Origin of the sequence: Rheinheimera oceanensis, from assembly GCF_018831085.1 — a bacterium.
Classification (GTDB): Bacteria; Pseudomonadota; Gammaproteobacteria; order Enterobacterales; family Alteromonadaceae; genus Alishewanella; species Alishewanella oceanensis.
On record NZ_JAGPNM010000005.1, the window covers coordinates 168,581 to 183,415 of the forward strand.

The 14,835-nt window shown below is 49.7% G+C and carries 13 protein-coding genes; 6 read left to right on the forward strand and 7 right to left on the reverse strand.

Annotated elements, in window-relative coordinates; translation table 11 throughout:
• Complete coding sequence (locus tag J3B89_RS12685) at positions 1-774, forward strand: MlaA family lipoprotein (RefSeq protein ID WP_215397936.1); 774 nt, start codon at positions 1-3, stop codon at positions 772-774.
• Between the two features lie 26 nt (positions 775-800).
• Here the strand turns inward: J3B89_RS12685 and J3B89_RS12690 are convergent, their stop codons facing one another.
• The 4 genes from J3B89_RS12690 to J3B89_RS12705 form a co-directional block, all read right to left on the reverse strand.
• A complete protein-coding gene (locus tag J3B89_RS12690; protein WP_215397937.1) occupies positions 801-2,342 on the reverse strand; it encodes a methyl-accepting chemotaxis protein in 1,542 nt (513 codons plus the stop codon).
• 239 nt (positions 2,343-2,581) lie between these two features.
• Positions 2,582-3,811 carry an ABC transporter permease gene (locus J3B89_RS12695; RefSeq protein ID WP_215397938.1) on the reverse strand — a complete coding sequence of 410 codons (1,230 nt, stop codon included), beginning with the start codon at positions 3,809-3,811 and terminating at the stop codon, positions 2,582-2,584.
• Entirely contained in the window at positions 3,808-4,560 is a 753-nt protein-coding gene (locus tag J3B89_RS12700; RefSeq protein ID WP_215397939.1) for an ABC transporter ATP-binding protein, read from the reverse strand. The genes J3B89_RS12695 and J3B89_RS12700 overlap by 4 nt, the downstream gene beginning before the upstream one ends.
• A gap of 1 nt (position 4,561) precedes the next feature.
• Positions 4,562-5,998, reverse strand: coding sequence for an efflux RND transporter periplasmic adaptor subunit (locus tag J3B89_RS12705; protein WP_215397940.1), 1,437 nt, complete (start codon positions 5,996-5,998; stop codon positions 4,562-4,564).
• Between the two features lie 154 nt (positions 5,999-6,152).
• On the opposite strand from J3B89_RS12705, the gene J3B89_RS12710 reads away from it, so the two are divergent.
• From J3B89_RS12710 to J3B89_RS12730, 5 genes are all read left to right on the forward strand, one after another.
• Positions 6,153-6,779 carry an energy transducer TonB gene (locus tag J3B89_RS12710; protein ID WP_251372399.1) on the forward strand — a complete coding sequence of 209 codons (627 nt, stop codon included), beginning with the start codon at positions 6,153-6,155 and terminating at the stop codon, positions 6,777-6,779.
• A gap of 35 nt (positions 6,780-6,814) precedes the next feature.
• Entirely contained in the window at positions 6,815-7,390 is a 576-nt protein-coding gene (locus J3B89_RS12715; RefSeq protein WP_215397941.1) for an RNA polymerase sigma factor, read from the forward strand.
• Complete coding sequence (locus tag J3B89_RS12720; RefSeq protein ID WP_215397942.1) at positions 7,377-7,988, forward strand: hypothetical protein; 612 nt, start codon at positions 7,377-7,379, stop codon at positions 7,986-7,988. Before J3B89_RS12715 ends, J3B89_RS12720 begins: the two co-directional genes overlap by 14 nt.
• 93 nt (positions 7,989-8,081) lie before the next feature.
• Complete coding sequence (locus J3B89_RS12725) at positions 8,082-10,751, forward strand: S8 family peptidase (protein WP_215397943.1); 2,670 nt, start codon at positions 8,082-8,084, stop codon at positions 10,749-10,751.
• A 40-nt stretch (positions 10,752-10,791) separates the two neighbouring features.
• Positions 10,792-11,982: a serine hydrolase domain-containing protein gene (locus J3B89_RS12730; protein ID WP_251372400.1), complete on the forward strand. Its 1,191-nt coding sequence runs from the start codon at positions 10,792-10,794 to the stop codon at positions 11,980-11,982.
• Between the two features lie 45 nt (positions 11,983-12,027).
• Here the strand turns inward: J3B89_RS12730 and J3B89_RS12735 are convergent, their stop codons facing one another.
• The 3 genes from J3B89_RS12735 to J3B89_RS12745 are packed head-to-tail and all read right to left on the reverse strand — an operon-like array spanning position 12,028 to position 14,737.
• Positions 12,028-12,522 (reverse strand): RidA family protein, encoded by a 495-nt coding sequence (locus J3B89_RS12735; RefSeq protein WP_215397944.1) that lies wholly within the window; start codon positions 12,520-12,522, stop codon positions 12,028-12,030.
• On the reverse strand, positions 12,519-13,151 hold the full coding sequence (locus J3B89_RS12740) for a c-type cytochrome (protein ID WP_215397945.1): 633 nt from the start codon (positions 13,149-13,151) through the stop codon (positions 12,519-12,521). The genes J3B89_RS12735 and J3B89_RS12740 overlap by 4 nt, the downstream gene beginning before the upstream one ends.
• On the reverse strand, positions 13,148-14,737 hold the full coding sequence (locus J3B89_RS12745; protein WP_215397946.1) for a flavin monoamine oxidase family protein: 1,590 nt from the start codon (positions 14,735-14,737) through the stop codon (positions 13,148-13,150). The genes J3B89_RS12740 and J3B89_RS12745 overlap by 4 nt, the downstream gene beginning before the upstream one ends.
• Positions 14,738-14,835 lie beyond the last annotated feature (98 nt).

The following is a 14,835-nucleotide window of genomic DNA, read 5'->3' on the forward strand; positions in this document are numbered from 1 at the left end:
ATGCGTAAATCGTCGTGTTTGGCCGTGTTATTGCCGTTAATGCTGCTGGTTACCGGCTGTGCAAGTAAACCTGATAATAAACAAACCCAGCAGCACAATGATTACCGGGATAGCCGTGACCCACTGGAAACGATCAACCGGCCGCTGTGGGATTTTAACCACGACATTCTGGACAGGTATTTGCTTCGTCCGGCCACTGTGGGTTATATGACAGTAGTACCCAAACCTGCACGAAAAGGTTTAGTGAATGTTGCCAGTAATCTCAGCGAGCCAGCCAGCTTTTTAAATGGAACCTTACAGGCAAAACCAGACCGGGCTGCGATCAGCGCCGGGCGTTTTCTGGTAAACAGCACACTTGGCCTGTTTGGTTTATTTGATGTTGCTACCAGCATTGGCCTGGTAGCGCAGGATGAAGATTTTAGCCAGACACTGGCAGTGTGGGGTGTGGGTGATGGCCCTTTCCTGATGTTACCGGCGCTTGGCCCCACCACAGTGCGGGGTACGGCAGGTGGCTTGGTTGATAACCTGTATTTTCCGCTGGGGCTGCTAAATACGCCGCTTACCTTTACCAGGGCGGCTATTAATGCATTAGATAGCCGTGAGCAACTGATGTCTATGGAAAAGATGCTGGAAGAGTCGCTTGACCCTTATGCGTTTGTCAAAGAATCTTATTATCAGTACCAATTGTTTAAAATATATGATGGTAATCCGCCAAAGCAGGAAGAACCTGAAGTGGATGAAAGCATATTTGATGATTTACTCGACGATCTGTAAGTACATAAACCGGGCTTAGGCCCGGTTTAGCGTTTAAAACCAATACGAAAACCACCCCAGTGCCTGCCGTTTACCATAATAGGCACTGATAAATCATGCAGGATCTCGCCGGTATCGCGTTTATAGGTTTGCAGTAGCATGGTTTCGGTATGGCTGCCACAGCGGCTGCCGGTGCGGTCACTAAAAATGCGTTTAGTGCGGTTTTGCAGTAAATCTTTGTCGTAATTGCCGGTTAACGGCTGGCTGAACTTCTTGTTATGAGTAGGAAAATACCCTTTGCGATCTACTGCTCCGGCATAAAGCACATTGCTATGCCGGCTTAATATCGGCTCCTGAATCGCCGGTAAAAACTGATCAGTAAAGCTGTCATAGCCGGTATGAAACTTTGGCGGATTGCTGCCGGTTATCGGTTGGTATTTCTCGGCAAATAGCGCTTCCATACTCAGGCGGCCATCGGCAATTGCCTGGCTGAACAACCGGCCAATCGCATCTGCCGCTTGCCTGGCCTCGGCCAATATAGGGCTGAAAAAACTGTGCTCACTTAAGGTGCTAAGTTCGCGGTAAACACTTTCAGTTTCAACCGACAGTTCTATTGCCTGCTGTGCTACCGAGTTACCTTTCTGGCTGATCGTTTTCAGCGACTGGCTGATATTTCCGATGGAATGAGCCAGTTGCTCACTGGTATGTTCCAGATCTGTGCTTACCTGTTCAATCTGGCCTAATGTTTGCGAAGAGGCGCTTATTTGCTGGTTTATATCATTAAAGCCTGCAGCAACCTGCAGTAGTTCTTGCTGCACCTGCTCACCGGCCTGTTGTAGCTGGCTCATCTGGCTGGCGGTATGCTGGCTTTGGTCGCGGATATCACTAAGCATAGTGGCAATATCTTTAGTCGCAGTAGCTGTTTTGCCTGCCAGAGTTCTTACTTCATCGGCTACCACGGCAAAACCACGGCCCTGCTCACCGGCGCGGGCTGCTTCAATGGCTGCGTTTAACGCCAGTAAGTTGGTTTGTTCGGCTACGGAGTTAATAACTTCAGTAATACGCTGAATATTGTCGCTGCTGCTGCGTAGCTGGGCCAGTTGCACTGCGGCGTCGCTGACAGCACTAACCAGCGCTTTAATATTGTTAACGCCGGACCCCAGCAGGTTATCGGCCTGTTGCGATGCGGCTGCCGTTTGCTGCAGCGCACTGCCAATACTTTGCAGCGAGCGGGTAAGTTCGTTGCCGGTGCTGGCCAGGCGGTTACTCACGTCAGCAATTTTGCTGCTGTCATCACCGCTGTGCTGAATATCTTTAATCAGACTGTCAATATAAAATGACACCTCAGCCGCGCCAATGGCCATCTTTGACGTAGCTTCGGTAATATTATCTGCAGTTTTTGCCAAGACCTCATTGCTGCCATCACTAACGGGTTGTACTGCCGCTACCGGCCAGTAGAAAAACAGCAACAGCATGATAGCCGCCAGCACTAACGCCAGTATGGCAGAAGATGTTGCGGCAAAACTTATTGCCTGCACCAGCAGAACCACAAACACCAGCAAAGCAGGTTTGGCACTTTTAAGTTGCATAAGTATCCCGTGGCACAACAAAAATAAAACTATAGGTTATTTTCTGAGTGTTCGGAAATTCTGCTGTACTGTCAATCAGCTGTTGTGGCACTAAGACTAAAGTCTATACCTGTCATCCTTAAAGCTGCAGCGGTGTTAGCTGCACTCACTTACCCCAATCACATAGTATCCCTATGCTCATGGTGATTCGCTTAGTTGCCGCCTACCTGCATCTGCAATGATTTTGGCTATATTCTGTTTTACTCAAAGCGCAGCGCTTCAATCGGTTGCATACGGGCCGCTTTGGTTGCCGGATAGTAGCCAAAAAACACCCCGATAAGGCAGGAAAACCCAAGGCTCATCACTACAACCTGCGGCTGAATTATGGCGGTAAAACCGGCAAAATGTTCTAACCCCAAACTGACAGCAACCGCCAGAGTCAGGCCAATTAACCCGCCCATGGCACAGAGCAATACCGCCTCTACCAGAAACTGTTTTAAAATAATCCTCGGCTCGGCACCCACAGCCATGCGCAGGCCAATTTCACGGGTTCGCTCGGTAACCGACACCAGCATAATATTCATAATGCCAATGCCTCCTACCAGCAGTGATACTGATGCTACTGCGGCCAGCAGGCCATTAAATATCTGCATCGTTTGCGAGCGGGTTTCTACCATTTCAGCCAGGTTACGAATGCTAAAACCGCTCTGGTTGTCTGTAATGCGCAAACGCTGGCGCAGCAGGCTGTCAAGTTGCTGCTCAACTATGCTCATATCGCGCTCATCTGTTACCTGCACAATAATAGACCGCACGGCTTTGGGGCTGGATAATGTCATGCCGGCAATGCGTTTGCGTACTGTATCCAGTGGCATAAAAATCAGGTCGTCCTGATCATTGCCCTGAGTATTTTGTCCTTTGCCTTTAAGCACGCCAATAACCGTAACCGGCATTTTATTTACCCGCACCGTTTGGCCAAGTGCATCTGCGGCGCCAAACAGCTCACGTTTTACCGTTTGGCCTATTACCGCCACCCGCCCGGCACTGGCCAGTTCGGTATCGCTAAAGCTGCGCCCTTCGGCCAGTTCCCAGCTTTGGGCGGTATAAATTTTATTATCGACACCGTGAATTTCCGGTGCCCAGTTCAGGTTGCCGTAAATCAACTGGCCACTGGCACGCAGGGTAGGGGCGGCAACATTAACTTCCGAAATTTGCTGCTCTATGGCCTGTGCATCCATTTCTGTCAGGCCCTGGCTGCTGCCACTGGCTTCGCGGGCACCACCCATAAAACGGCCACGGGCAAATACCACAAATACATTACCACCGAGGCTTTTTATTTGCTGATCAACGTCATAGCGGGCGCCAGCCCCTAATGCCAGCATAATAATAACGGCGGCTACACCAATAATAATACCCAGCATAGTAAGAATGCTGCGCAGCAGATTTACCCTTAGCGCCACCCAGGCAACTTGCAGTAAGGTCAGGCTGTTCATTCCGCAACCTCCTTTATCCTCTGCTGGCGTAACAGTGCCAGTTCAGCTGCTGCGCTGTGCGGTATCGAGCTGCGATCTGATACCAGGTTGCCATCTTTAAATAACAGCTGGCGGCTGGCAAAAGCGGCAATATCACTTTCGTGGGTTACCAGCACTATGGTTTTGCCTTGCTGGTGTAGTTGTTGTAATAGCTGCATTACTTCTAACCCGGTTTCTGTATCCAGTGCGCCGGTGGGTTCGTCAGCTAAAATCAGCGCCGGATCATTTACCAGTGCCCTGGCAATAGCAACCCGTTGTTGTTGGCCGCCGGACAATTGTGAGGGCTGATGATCCAGCCGGTCGCCCAACCCAACCAGTTGCAGGCAAGCTTGTGCCCGTGCCTTTGCTTCATCGCGTGGTGTGTTGTTGTACAGCAATGGCAGTAGCACATTGTCCAGCGCACTGGTACGTGGCAGCAAATTAAACTGCTGAAATACAAAGCCAATATACTTATTACGTACTTTTGCCAGCGCGGCGGCTGATAGTTGTGTTAAAGCTGCGCCCTGTAGCAGGATCTGGCCCCGGCTGGGAGCATCAAGGCAACCAATCATATTCATAAAGGTTGATTTGCCTGAGCCGGAAGGGCCCATCACGGCAACAAAGTCACCTTCGGCAATACGGATGCTGATATCTTTTAGCGCCCGTAAATGCTGGCCCCCCATCCGGTAATCTTTTTCCAGCGCTTTGGTTTCAACAACAGTGTGGCTCATATCAGTCGGCCCTTACTGCACGTACAATGATCTTGTCGTTTTCGCTAATGTCGCCGCCCAGCAGTTCTGAGTATTCATCATTAGCCAAACCAATACGTATATTCACCGGCTCTGGCTGACCCGCTGTGTTTAAGCGCCACACCTGGGCACGGGTGCCGGCTTCTGCATCAGGCGCCCTGTTGCGGCGCTGCTCGTTTAACTGCATATATTGCTGGTACTGTTGCTCTGTCAGCACCAGTTGCAGTGCATTTTGCAGTTTTTGCCGCTGTTGTGTCATTGCCTGGCGCGGGTCTGCCATCGGGTTGTCGGCATTCTGGCTGCGGCTTTGTTGTATGGCTTTACCAAATTCAGCATACACTTGCTTTACCTTAGCAGCCGTGTCTGCGTTAAGGTTTAGCTGCTTAATTAAATTAGCCGCCATATCGGGCTGGCTTTGCGTTTCGGCTGTTACACCAACCGGTTTAAAACGCAAAGCCGCATTAGGTATGCGCAGTACATCTTGCTTTGCACCACGTACAATATTCATATTGGCTGTCATACCCGGCAGTAATAATTGCTGCTGGTTCGGGGCATTAATAATAACTTTGTATGTCACCACGTTGTTGGTATTGGTAGCTGCTTTGCGTACCTGGGCGACTTCACCGGAAAAACGCCGATCCGGATAGGCATCAACCTGAAAGCGCACCAACTGGCCATGTTGCACTTTGCCTATGTCGGCCTCATCTACGTCGGCTTCAATCTGCATACGGGATAAATCCTGCGCTATGGTAAACAGCGTAGGGGCCGACAAACTGGCTGCCACTGTCTGGCCGGTATCTACCTGACGGTCTATTACTGTGCCGTTAACCGGCGAGCGGATAGTTGTGCGGTCTAAATCAAGCTGGGCCTGCTCTAATTGGGCATTACGTTGCAGCAGTTGTGCCTCGGCGCTTTGAATTTGCGCCTGTGCCAGCACTATTTGGGCTTGTGCTGTTTCAAACGCGGCTCTGGCATCATCCAGATCACTTTGGTTGCTCAGCTTTTGCTGCATCAACTGTTGCTGACGGGTATAGGCACGCTCGGTGCGGGCCAGCTCGGTGTTAGATTTGGTCAGCGTGGCTTTTTGCTGTGCCAGGCTGGCCTGTGCCATTACCACATCAGCCTCTGCCTGGCGCAATTTGGCTACATAAGTTCTGTCATCCAGTTTGGCAATAGCCTGGCCCTGGGTAACATCGTCGTTAAAATCGACATATAACTCGGTAATAAGCCCCGACACTTCAGTACCCACTTCCACCGTCACAACTGCCTTGGTGGTACCTGCTGTGTTTACCACGCTTTCAACATCACCACGGGCAGGGCTTTGTGTTTGATATTGTATCAGTTGCTGCTGGGTACCTGTGCTAAGCCAAAAACCGGCGGCAACTAATGCCACCACGAAAGCTGAAATCCAATAACGCACTGCTTTTACTCCATAAAACTATATGCGTTTACTATATCAGCCTCTACTGCTAAGCAATGTCAGGGCAGGGTAAAGGTTGTGTAAAGGCAAAAAGTTTAACCCCGTTTTATTAGCTCAAACGTCTAATTGCCAACAAGGTTAATAAGGAGCTGATATGCAAACTTTGTCCTCTCAACACACAGTAAAAATGACCTCAGCAGCTGTATCGGCACTAACGATCACCTTTTTATTGTTTGCTGCTATGCAGCAACTGATCAAAACGGAGGGTATAAAACCACAAGCATCACCTGTTTATCTGCCGGTTGAGCTTTTTAACCCGCCGCCAGAGTCTGACGTAATAAAAAATAAAGTATTACCACCGATGCCGGAGCTAAAGCCACGTGATTTACCTAAAGTAGAGCCGACGGTGGAAACGTTAACAAACCTTAACCCTGGCTTTGAGCCAATAGACAGAATAAATATCCCCCGTAGCAGTGGCCCGGGTACCATGATGCAAAGTGGTGAACGTTCTGCTACGCCATTGGTTAGGGTTGAACCACGTTATCCGACAGAAGCTGCGCGCGATGGTATTTCAGGCTGGGTTCGTCTGAGCTTTACCATAGACGAAACCGGTGCCGTTACTGACGTAGCTGTGCTTGCAGCAGAGCCGGCAAGCCTGTTTAACCGCGAAGCGGTAAGGGCATTGCGGCGCTGGAAGTATCAGCCGCAACTGGTTGATGGTAAAGCAGTAAAACAACAGAATATGCAGGTTCAGCTCGATTTCAGTTTACAGAACGACTAGGCTGAAATTACAGGGTAAGCACAAGGAGCAGTTTAATGGCATTATCCTTCTTTGTTAGTAGCTGGTTTGGCAGTGATAGCAGTGCAGAGCAGCTGTTTGCGCTATACCGTGACACAGGCAGCCCTGCGTATCTGGAAAAACTGATTGCGTTGCATGGTAATGAGTTATACCACTTTTTGGCACAGCAATCAGACAAAGCGCTGGCAGAGGACATCAGCCAGCAATGCTGGCTTAAACTTATTGAGCAACCTTACAGCTTTGCTGGCAAAAGCAGTTTTAAAACCTGGTTGTTTAGTGTGGGACGTAATTGCCTGATTGATGAATTACGTCGCCGTCAGCGCTGGCAGGCAGATATGCCTGAAACCGAGCTTGCTGCCAGTACCTGCCTGGCACAGCAGTTAGATACCAACAGACGGCAATTATTGTTTAGTGAGCAATTACAATTACTGCCGTTTTTACAGCGTGAAGCGTTAATGCTGCAACTGGAAGGTTTTTCATTACAGCAGATCAGCGATATTACCCGGCAGCCGGCTGAAACCATAAAAAGCCGCTTACGTTATGCCAGGCAGTTTTTACAGCAGTTAGCCGGAGGCTCAGATGACAACGCCTGAACATTTTGAACAGAAACTGCAACAGCAGTACCAGCATGATAAAGCCTGTCATGTGCTGCCACAGCGGGTTAGCAGTGAAATAGTTCGTCGCGCCAGGTCAGTAAAACGCAACAACGGTATGGGGTTGTGGCGTAATACTCAACTGGCAATGAGCTGTGCCTTGTTGCTGTTGATGGGATACTTATTGCAACCGGCAGATAAAAAAGTACCCTTGTATTATCAGGTAGTGGTAACACAGGGCGAGCATTACAAAGAGGTACAGCAGCACCGGTTATCACCGCAAACTGAGTATATGGCACTTTCGCCACAGGTCGATCCATCTGTGGTTTATCAGCAATACACTGCAGCCCAACAACGTAGCACGGCCTTTCATTATCATACCGGCTTATTACGTCAACAAGAAGAACAGTGGCAGATCACCGTATGTGATGATCTGCTACTGACTATAGATCGGCAGCTATTAAGCCAGTTAAACCTGCAACAGCATAAACTTAGCGACTTTGCTCAGCAGCAGTGGGTTGAGTTTGTCAGCAATAGTGCCGGTAGGTTGGTTGCCATTAAGCCGGTTAGCAGTGGCTTGTATTGTTCTGAAAGCTAAAGAAGCGATTATCAATACAAAAAGAATTACACTATTTATACAAAGATCCCGTAGTATTAGCTGATAAAGTTTTGTTACGGCATGGGGTGGAATATGTTCAGAAATAGTTTGTTGGCTATAGCGGGTTGTGGCTTGTTGTGTGCCTGGGCTGAAGCTGCACCGCAGCAGGCAAGAATTATTCTGACATTAGAGCCAGAGGTGAGCGCCAGCAGCTTTGAACCGCAATTGCTGTCGGTACAAGGCGTAACAAAAAGCAAATCGCAGCCATTGCGTCGTTATCAACACCTGCCGCAACTGGCGGTTGCCACTTTAGCCAGCGGTGCTGACGTCGATAAAGCCTTAGCACAATACCAGAATATGCCTGGTGTTAAAGCGGCAGAGCTGGATCATAAAGTTAGTAAAGCTGCTATTCCTAACGATCCGCGGTTTGCCCAGCAGTGGCATCTTGGCACGGGTAAAGGCATTAATGCCATTGCTGCCTGGGATCAGACCACCGGTGACGACGAACTGGTGGTGGCTGTTATCGATACCGGGGTCGATTATCTGCACCCCGATTTAGCCCCGAATATCTGGCAAAACCCCGGCGAAACCGCTGGCGATGGCATAGATAACGACAATAACGGCTATATCGACGATATTCGTGGTATAAACCCGGCTGATGGCAATGTTAACCCATTGGATACAGACGGCCATGGCACTGTTATTGCCGGTATTATCGCTGCAAGTACTAATAACAATGTCGGTGTGGCCGGTATTAACTGGAACGTAAAAATTCTGCCGTGCCGTTTTATGGATGAAAACGGTGACGGTTTTATCAGTGATGCTATAGAGTGCCTGGATTATGTGCTGGATTTAAAGCTGAACCACAATATTAATATTGTGGCCAGCAATAACTCCTGGGGTGCGGCTATAAATTCTCAGGCGCTATACAATGCCATAGCAGCACACAATGATGCCGGTATTTTGTTTGTTGCCAGCGCCGGTAATGAAAACAGCCAGGCGAAGTTTTATCCGGCAGCCTTTGATTTGCCCAATGTAATCAGTGTTACAGCCCATGACGAACAAGGTAATAAAGCTGACTTTGCTAATTACGGCCGTGACTGGGTAAGTTTATCCGCCCCCGGTGTCGGCATTGTTTCTACTAATCTGGATGACGGTTATGCCAGTGCGTCAGGTACCTCTATGGCGGCTCCTATGGTGGCGGGTGTAGCGGCGTTGGCTAAAGCTGCCGAGCCGGCACTAACAATGCAGCAATTGCGCGGCCGCTTGCTGGTGTCCGGCCAGGCGGCAACCGATCCGCTGCTGGCAGAGCAAACGATTAACGGTAACTTATTGCTGGCCAGCGGCAGCGGCCAGAGTGGCGTACTTAACTGTGTTAACGCACAGCGCCAGCGGCGTATGTTGCCGCTAACAGATGTAGTGTACCTTGCAGCGAATACCGCCATTGATTTAAAAGTACTGAGTATTAACTGCGATGGCAATGGTGTGCCGGTGAGCGTGACACAAGGCGGCAATAACATAACTATGGCAGATAACGGCGTAGCGCCTGACGTTAATAGTGGTGACGGCGTATACAGTGCGCGCTGGACATTTGATGGTAACGATACCAGCCTGGTATTTCCTGATGGCACTGTTGAGGTGCGGTTGCGTAGTAACGACTACTGCAGCGTAAATAATGTCAGCGAAATTCCGTTAGCCGAATGCTCGGCACTGGTTGATTTATACTACGATACCGCAGGGCAAAACTGGCTAAACCGGACAAACTGGCTGCAAAATAATACACCGTGTAACTGGTTCGGTGTAAGTTGCAGTGCCGGCCACGTTGTTTCAGTAACGCTTGATGATAACCGTCTGCTGGGTTTTATCCCGCCCAGCATCGCCGGTTTAACTGAACTACAACAACTGGATCTGAGCTTTAATACTCTGCAAGGCAGCCTGCAGTTAGCCCTGACTCAACTTAGCAAGCTGCAAAGCCTTATTTTATGGCGCAACGCCATTGAAGGCGCTATACCCGCACAGCTGAGTACTTTGCCTGCATTGCAGATACTGGATCTGTCGGAAAACCGCTTTACCGGCAGTATTCCTGCTGCCTTGGGTAACCTTACAACTCTGCAGGCATTATACGTAGACAGTAATTTGTTAAGCGGTAGTGTGCCTTCTGCACTGGGGCAACTTAGCCAGCTAAGAGCGCTGTGGTTAAGCGATAATACCCTGAGCGGCACCTTGCCACAGAGTTTTACAGCACTGACGCAGATGGAGGATTTCCGCTTTGAAAATACTGATCTGTGCCCGCCAACCGATCAGCAATTTACAAGCTGGTTGCAGCAAATAGACACCGTCGTCGTAAATACTGATTGTGGCACGAGTAATACCGCCCCGGTAGTGTCCGCAGGCACGGCACAGCAGGTAAGTAGTGGCGCCACAGTACAATTACAGGCTACAGCCACAGACAGTGATGGCGACAATCTGACTTACCAGTGGCAGCAAATTGGCGGGCCGCAGGTAAGCCTGAGTAACACTACCGCATTAAATACCAGCTTTACTGCACCAACGGTAACAACGCAAACACATTTACTGTTTCGCTTTACCGCCAATGATGGCACCGCTAGCAGCAGCGCTGAGGTACTTATTACTGTGAACCCGGCAAGCTCAGGAGGTGGAGGCAATGATAATGGCGGTGGCTCAGGCGGTGGTGGTTTAGGCATTGTTTGGTTGCTACTACTGGCAATGATCTACCGTTACCGGCTTGGCAAGGCAGAATAAAGCTCCTACAATGCCCGCCGGCATTTAACAGGCGGGCATAATGATAAGCAGAAAAGGGGTTACAGTGCGGCAGTATTTTCTGGCAATAGCCTGTTTGTTTAGCAGCTCTGTTATGGCAGAGATTGAACTTGGGCCTCTGGTAGCAGACTTTGACGAGTACTTTGCTGCTAACCTTAACGAACAGAAAATTCCCGGTGGCGCTTATGCCATAGTGCGCGGCAATAAAATTATTGCCACTGCCGGTTTTGGTGTACGCCAGCTTGGCAGCAAAGAACCGGTAGATCCATACACGGTGTTTCGTATTGCCTCAGTGTCAAAAACCTTTGCTGCAGGCCTGGCCAGTATAGTGGCATCACAAGGCCATTTTAACTGGGACGACAACGTTACCCGCTATTTGCCGGAGTTTAGTTTTAAAAGTCCACGTTACAATAAACAGTTAAAAGTTGAACATTTATTGTCACAAAGCACCGGTGTTATGGCTAACGCCTACGACAACCTGATTGAAGCCGATTTGCTACCCGAGCGTATCCTGCCACAGTTCAGTAAAATTGACCCTCTTTGCCCTCCCGGCCAGTGTTATGGTTACCAGAATGTGCTGTTTAGCTTAATTGAGCCCATCATGCAGCAAACTACCGGTAAAACCTATGCCGAGCTAATGCAGGAACATATTTTTACCCCGCTGCAATTGCCAACGGCCTCTGTCGGGCTGGATGGTTTTTTCAGCACCGAAAACCGTGCTATGCCGCATGTGCGTGCCAGAGGTAGCTGGCACAGCACCAAAGTAGCAGAAAGCTATTACCGTTTTGGCCCTGCTGCCGGTGTTAATGCCAGTGCGGTAGATTTAGGTTACTGGTTAATTGCTCAACTGGGGCATAATCCGGCGGTAATGTCAGACAGCCTGCTGGAAAAAATTACCGCCAAGCGGGTAAAAACCCGGCGCGATTTAAGACGCAAAGAATGGCGGCGCTACCTGACCGATGCCCATTATGCACTGGGCTGGCGGGTGTATCAGTTTGGCCAGGATGAACTTATTTACCATGGTGGCTGGGTAAAAGGTTATCGCGCTGAAATTGCCTATTCACGTGAGCATCAGCTGGGGTTGGTTATGCTGATTAATGCTGAATCTAATGTAATGAATGAAATGGGCACCTATTTTTGGTCAGGTATGCTAACGGCTATTCATCAGCAAGAACGTGAAGCACAGCAAGCTGCTGCGCAAACAGAGCTGTAAACTCTGGCAGTGCCAGATCACCTGTGGTGATCTGGCTGTAAGCTGTTAAGGCCGCACGGCAATCACTTCAATTTCTACCAACATACCGTCAGCCACTAAACCGGCAATTTGCAGGGCAGAGCGGGCTGGCAGGTTGGGTTGTTGCTCAGTGCCAAAGAACCGGGTATAGCCTTGCATAAAGCCGCTAAAATCCATCTTGCCACCAAGTGCCGGATCGCCCACCAGAAATACTGTCATTTTTACCACGTCGCCCATACCAAGGCCTTTATCTTTCAGGCTGGCTTCAATCTGGCTTAATACACTAACGGTTTGCTGCTCAGTATTGCCCCAGTAAGCTGCACTGTTTTTTTCTGCTTTAGGGTTAAGCGGTGCCGGTACTTTACCGCTTTCATACACCACGGCTTTACCTGCGGGTACCTCTACTGCAGCAGCAATAGGAAAAGTGCTGTTATTTGGCAGAGGGTAACGTTTGATATCGCCAGCAATGCTATTGTGGCTAATGGCTAATAATGCAGCGGCAAAACAAAAACTTAGTTTCATTGGGTTGTCCTTACTAACGGTTGGGTAGGGGGTAAGCTGTCAATATAGGCCACAACATCAGCTATGGCCTGATCATTTGCTAAACTTTGGGCAAACTGGCGCATTATCTGGCCGTAGCTATCGTCGCTTTGGTTACCGCGCCAGCCATTTTTAAAGGCACTGAGCTGTTGTACCAGATACCAGTTATGCTGGCCAGCCAGCGGCGGGGCATGTAGCTGAGCATTGCCTTCACCATTAGCGCCATGGCAAGCCTGACATTGTTGATATAACTGCCGGCCGTGTTGTATATCTGCTGTAGTATTAACACTAATGGGTAATTTCACCGGCGCCCGGCGGCGGATAAAAGCAATAGCCTGGTCAATTTCAGCATCGTTCATTGTGTTTGCAACGGCTTGCATTTCTTTGCCGTGTGCGTCATCTGCGGCGTTACCGCGCCAGTTATTACGAAAGGCAATAAACTGCTGGCGCAGATACCAGTCGGGTAAAATAGCCAGGTTAGGGGCTTTAATAGCAACGTTACCCTGAGCCGCAGAGCCATGGCACACCAGGCAATAACGGGCGTCAGGTTGTTTAGAATCTGCCAGAGCAGTGCTGCTAAGTAACATAAACACCAGCCAGATTTTATTCATGCCCGGGCTCCTGTGCGTAGTGTTTCACGCTGCTCAATATCAGCCAGCGCATGCCAGGCCGAGCGCACTGCGCCTTCCTGCCAGCCAGGGTGCATACTGAGTTGATCGCCAATCAAATAGTGGTTCCCGGCCGGAGCCTGCAGCAATTCAAAGCCGGTTTTTTGTAACTCTTCTGTCCATACCGCACCACAACCGAGCATGTGGTTCATCCGTTGCCAGCAAACACTGACGCCGTTTTCAATATATTGGCCATAATTGGCGTGCACTTTAGTACCCTGTGCAATAGCAGTGGCAAGGCGTTGCTGATGCGTCATAGCAGCAAAGCGATCTGAAATCTGCGGCTCCCAACTGTACGCGCCCAATAAAATACCCTTGGCTTTAAAAGCATCGTGGTGTGGATACCATATCTGGGTAATGTCTTGTTTAGTCCAGCTAATACCGCTGTAAATATCTTCCTGCTCCCAAAAACGTTGTTTGGCCTGCAGGCCGATTTTGGTCAGTTTGCCGCGGCCCAGCTGGCGCATTATGGCAACATAATCAGCCGGTAAGTTGCTTTCTATGCCGCTAACCAATTGGGCCGGTATGCAGTTAAGGCAGTAATCGGCCTGTTCGGTATAGCTTTCTCCCTGCTTCAGGTAGGTTATGGCAACGCCTTGTGGTAGCAACTGAATATTGCTGACCTGGCAATGTAGATGCACTGGCGTAGTCAGCTGGCGCAAAAAGGCTTTTACAATGCTATCCATACCGCCGCTTGGTGTCATCAGGGCGGGGGCCTGATCGGCAATTTCAGCAAAATGCATAGCACCGGTGCAAAAGTCACTACGCAGCAGATCTGGCAGTGATCTTGGTTGTTTTAGTATCGCCGGGCTGGTAACCCCTCCGGCAGCATAACCGGCGCGGTCAGTACCGCGGTAAGTTAAATTTGCATCCAGATCACCATAAGCCCGGGCAAACTGAATAAACTTATCTAAGTCTTGCTCATTAAACGCCTGGTCCAGAGTGCTGCCAGCTGTGGCCGATTTGGCCAGTAACTCACCGATAAAGCCGCGCATATCCGCTTCATATTCACGTATTCGTACCGGCTGGCCGTTAAAAGCGGCATCATCCTGGGTGTAGCAATTTTTGTTGTGGTTACTAAACAACTGCAGCTCTACGCCAAGCGTGCGGCAGTAATGCAAAATGCCGGTATGGTGGGCAGGAATACGTGCTGCACCGGCGTTAAAATACAGGTTTGGCGCATCGTCAAACGGGCAAATCTGTGGAGTGCCCAACTCGTCGATAAAATCGCCATGGCGCAGTGTCAGTACTCTGCCGCCAATGCGGTGTGATGCCTCTAAAATTGTACAACTATAGCCGGCCCGTTCCAGCTCATAGGCTGCGGTAAGGCCACTGATGCCGGCACCGAGGATCAGCACTTTACGGTGTTTACCCTGCAGCGGTTTTAATGTTACCGGGCTCGCATTTAGTGGAATATTAGTCAGGCCAAAAATACCGGCAGCTCCCAGTATTGCCGAACTGCTGCCAGCCTTCGCCAGCAAGCCCAGACACTGGCGCCGTGTAAGTGGGGTTTTAAAGTAGTTAGTCATCGCTGGTTTATCCTGCAGGCAAGCTGCACTAAGTCAGTAAAGCGTTGGTCAGTAAAGCGTTGGTCAGTAAAAACGTTGGCCAATACCAGCTTAGTGCA

What these genes read in the sequence shown, in the direction of transcription:
- J3B89_RS12720 (WP_215397942.1), top strand. Translation starts at nt 7,377, where the DNA reads ATGACAACGCCTGAACATTTTGAACAGAAACTGCAACAGCAGTACCAG.
- J3B89_RS12685 (WP_215397936.1), top strand. Translation starts at nt 1, where the DNA reads ATGCGTAAATCGTCGTGTTTGGCCGTGTTATTGCCGTTAATGCTGCTG.
- J3B89_RS12730 (WP_251372400.1), top strand. Translation starts at nt 10,792, where the DNA reads ATGATAAGCAGAAAAGGGGTTACAGTGCGGCAGTATTTTCTGGCAATA.
- J3B89_RS12690 (WP_215397937.1), bottom strand. Translation starts at nt 2,342, where the DNA reads ATGCAACTTAAAAGTGCCAAACCTGCTTTGCTGGTGTTTGTGGTTCTG.
- J3B89_RS12710 (WP_251372399.1), top strand. Translation starts at nt 6,153, where the DNA reads ATGCAAACTTTGTCCTCTCAACACACAGTAAAAATGACCTCAGCAGCT.
- J3B89_RS12745 (WP_215397946.1), bottom strand. Translation starts at nt 14,737, where the DNA reads ATGACTAACTACTTTAAAACCCCACTTACACGGCGCCAGTGTCTGGGC.
- J3B89_RS12725 (WP_215397943.1), top strand. Translation starts at nt 8,082, where the DNA reads ATGTTCAGAAATAGTTTGTTGGCTATAGCGGGTTGTGGCTTGTTGTGT.
- J3B89_RS12700 (WP_215397939.1), bottom strand. Translation starts at nt 4,560, where the DNA reads ATGAGCCACACTGTTGTTGAAACCAAAGCGCTGGAAAAAGATTACCGG.
- J3B89_RS12715 (WP_215397941.1), top strand. Translation starts at nt 6,815, where the DNA reads ATGGCATTATCCTTCTTTGTTAGTAGCTGGTTTGGCAGTGATAGCAGT.
- J3B89_RS12695 (WP_215397938.1), bottom strand. Translation starts at nt 3,811, where the DNA reads ATGAACAGCCTGACCTTACTGCAAGTTGCCTGGGTGGCGCTAAGGGTA.
- J3B89_RS12740 (WP_215397945.1), bottom strand. Translation starts at nt 13,151, where the DNA reads ATGAATAAAATCTGGCTGGTGTTTATGTTACTTAGCAGCACTGCTCTG.
- J3B89_RS12735 (WP_215397944.1), bottom strand. Translation starts at nt 12,522, where the DNA reads ATGAAACTAAGTTTTTGTTTTGCCGCTGCATTATTAGCCATTAGCCAC.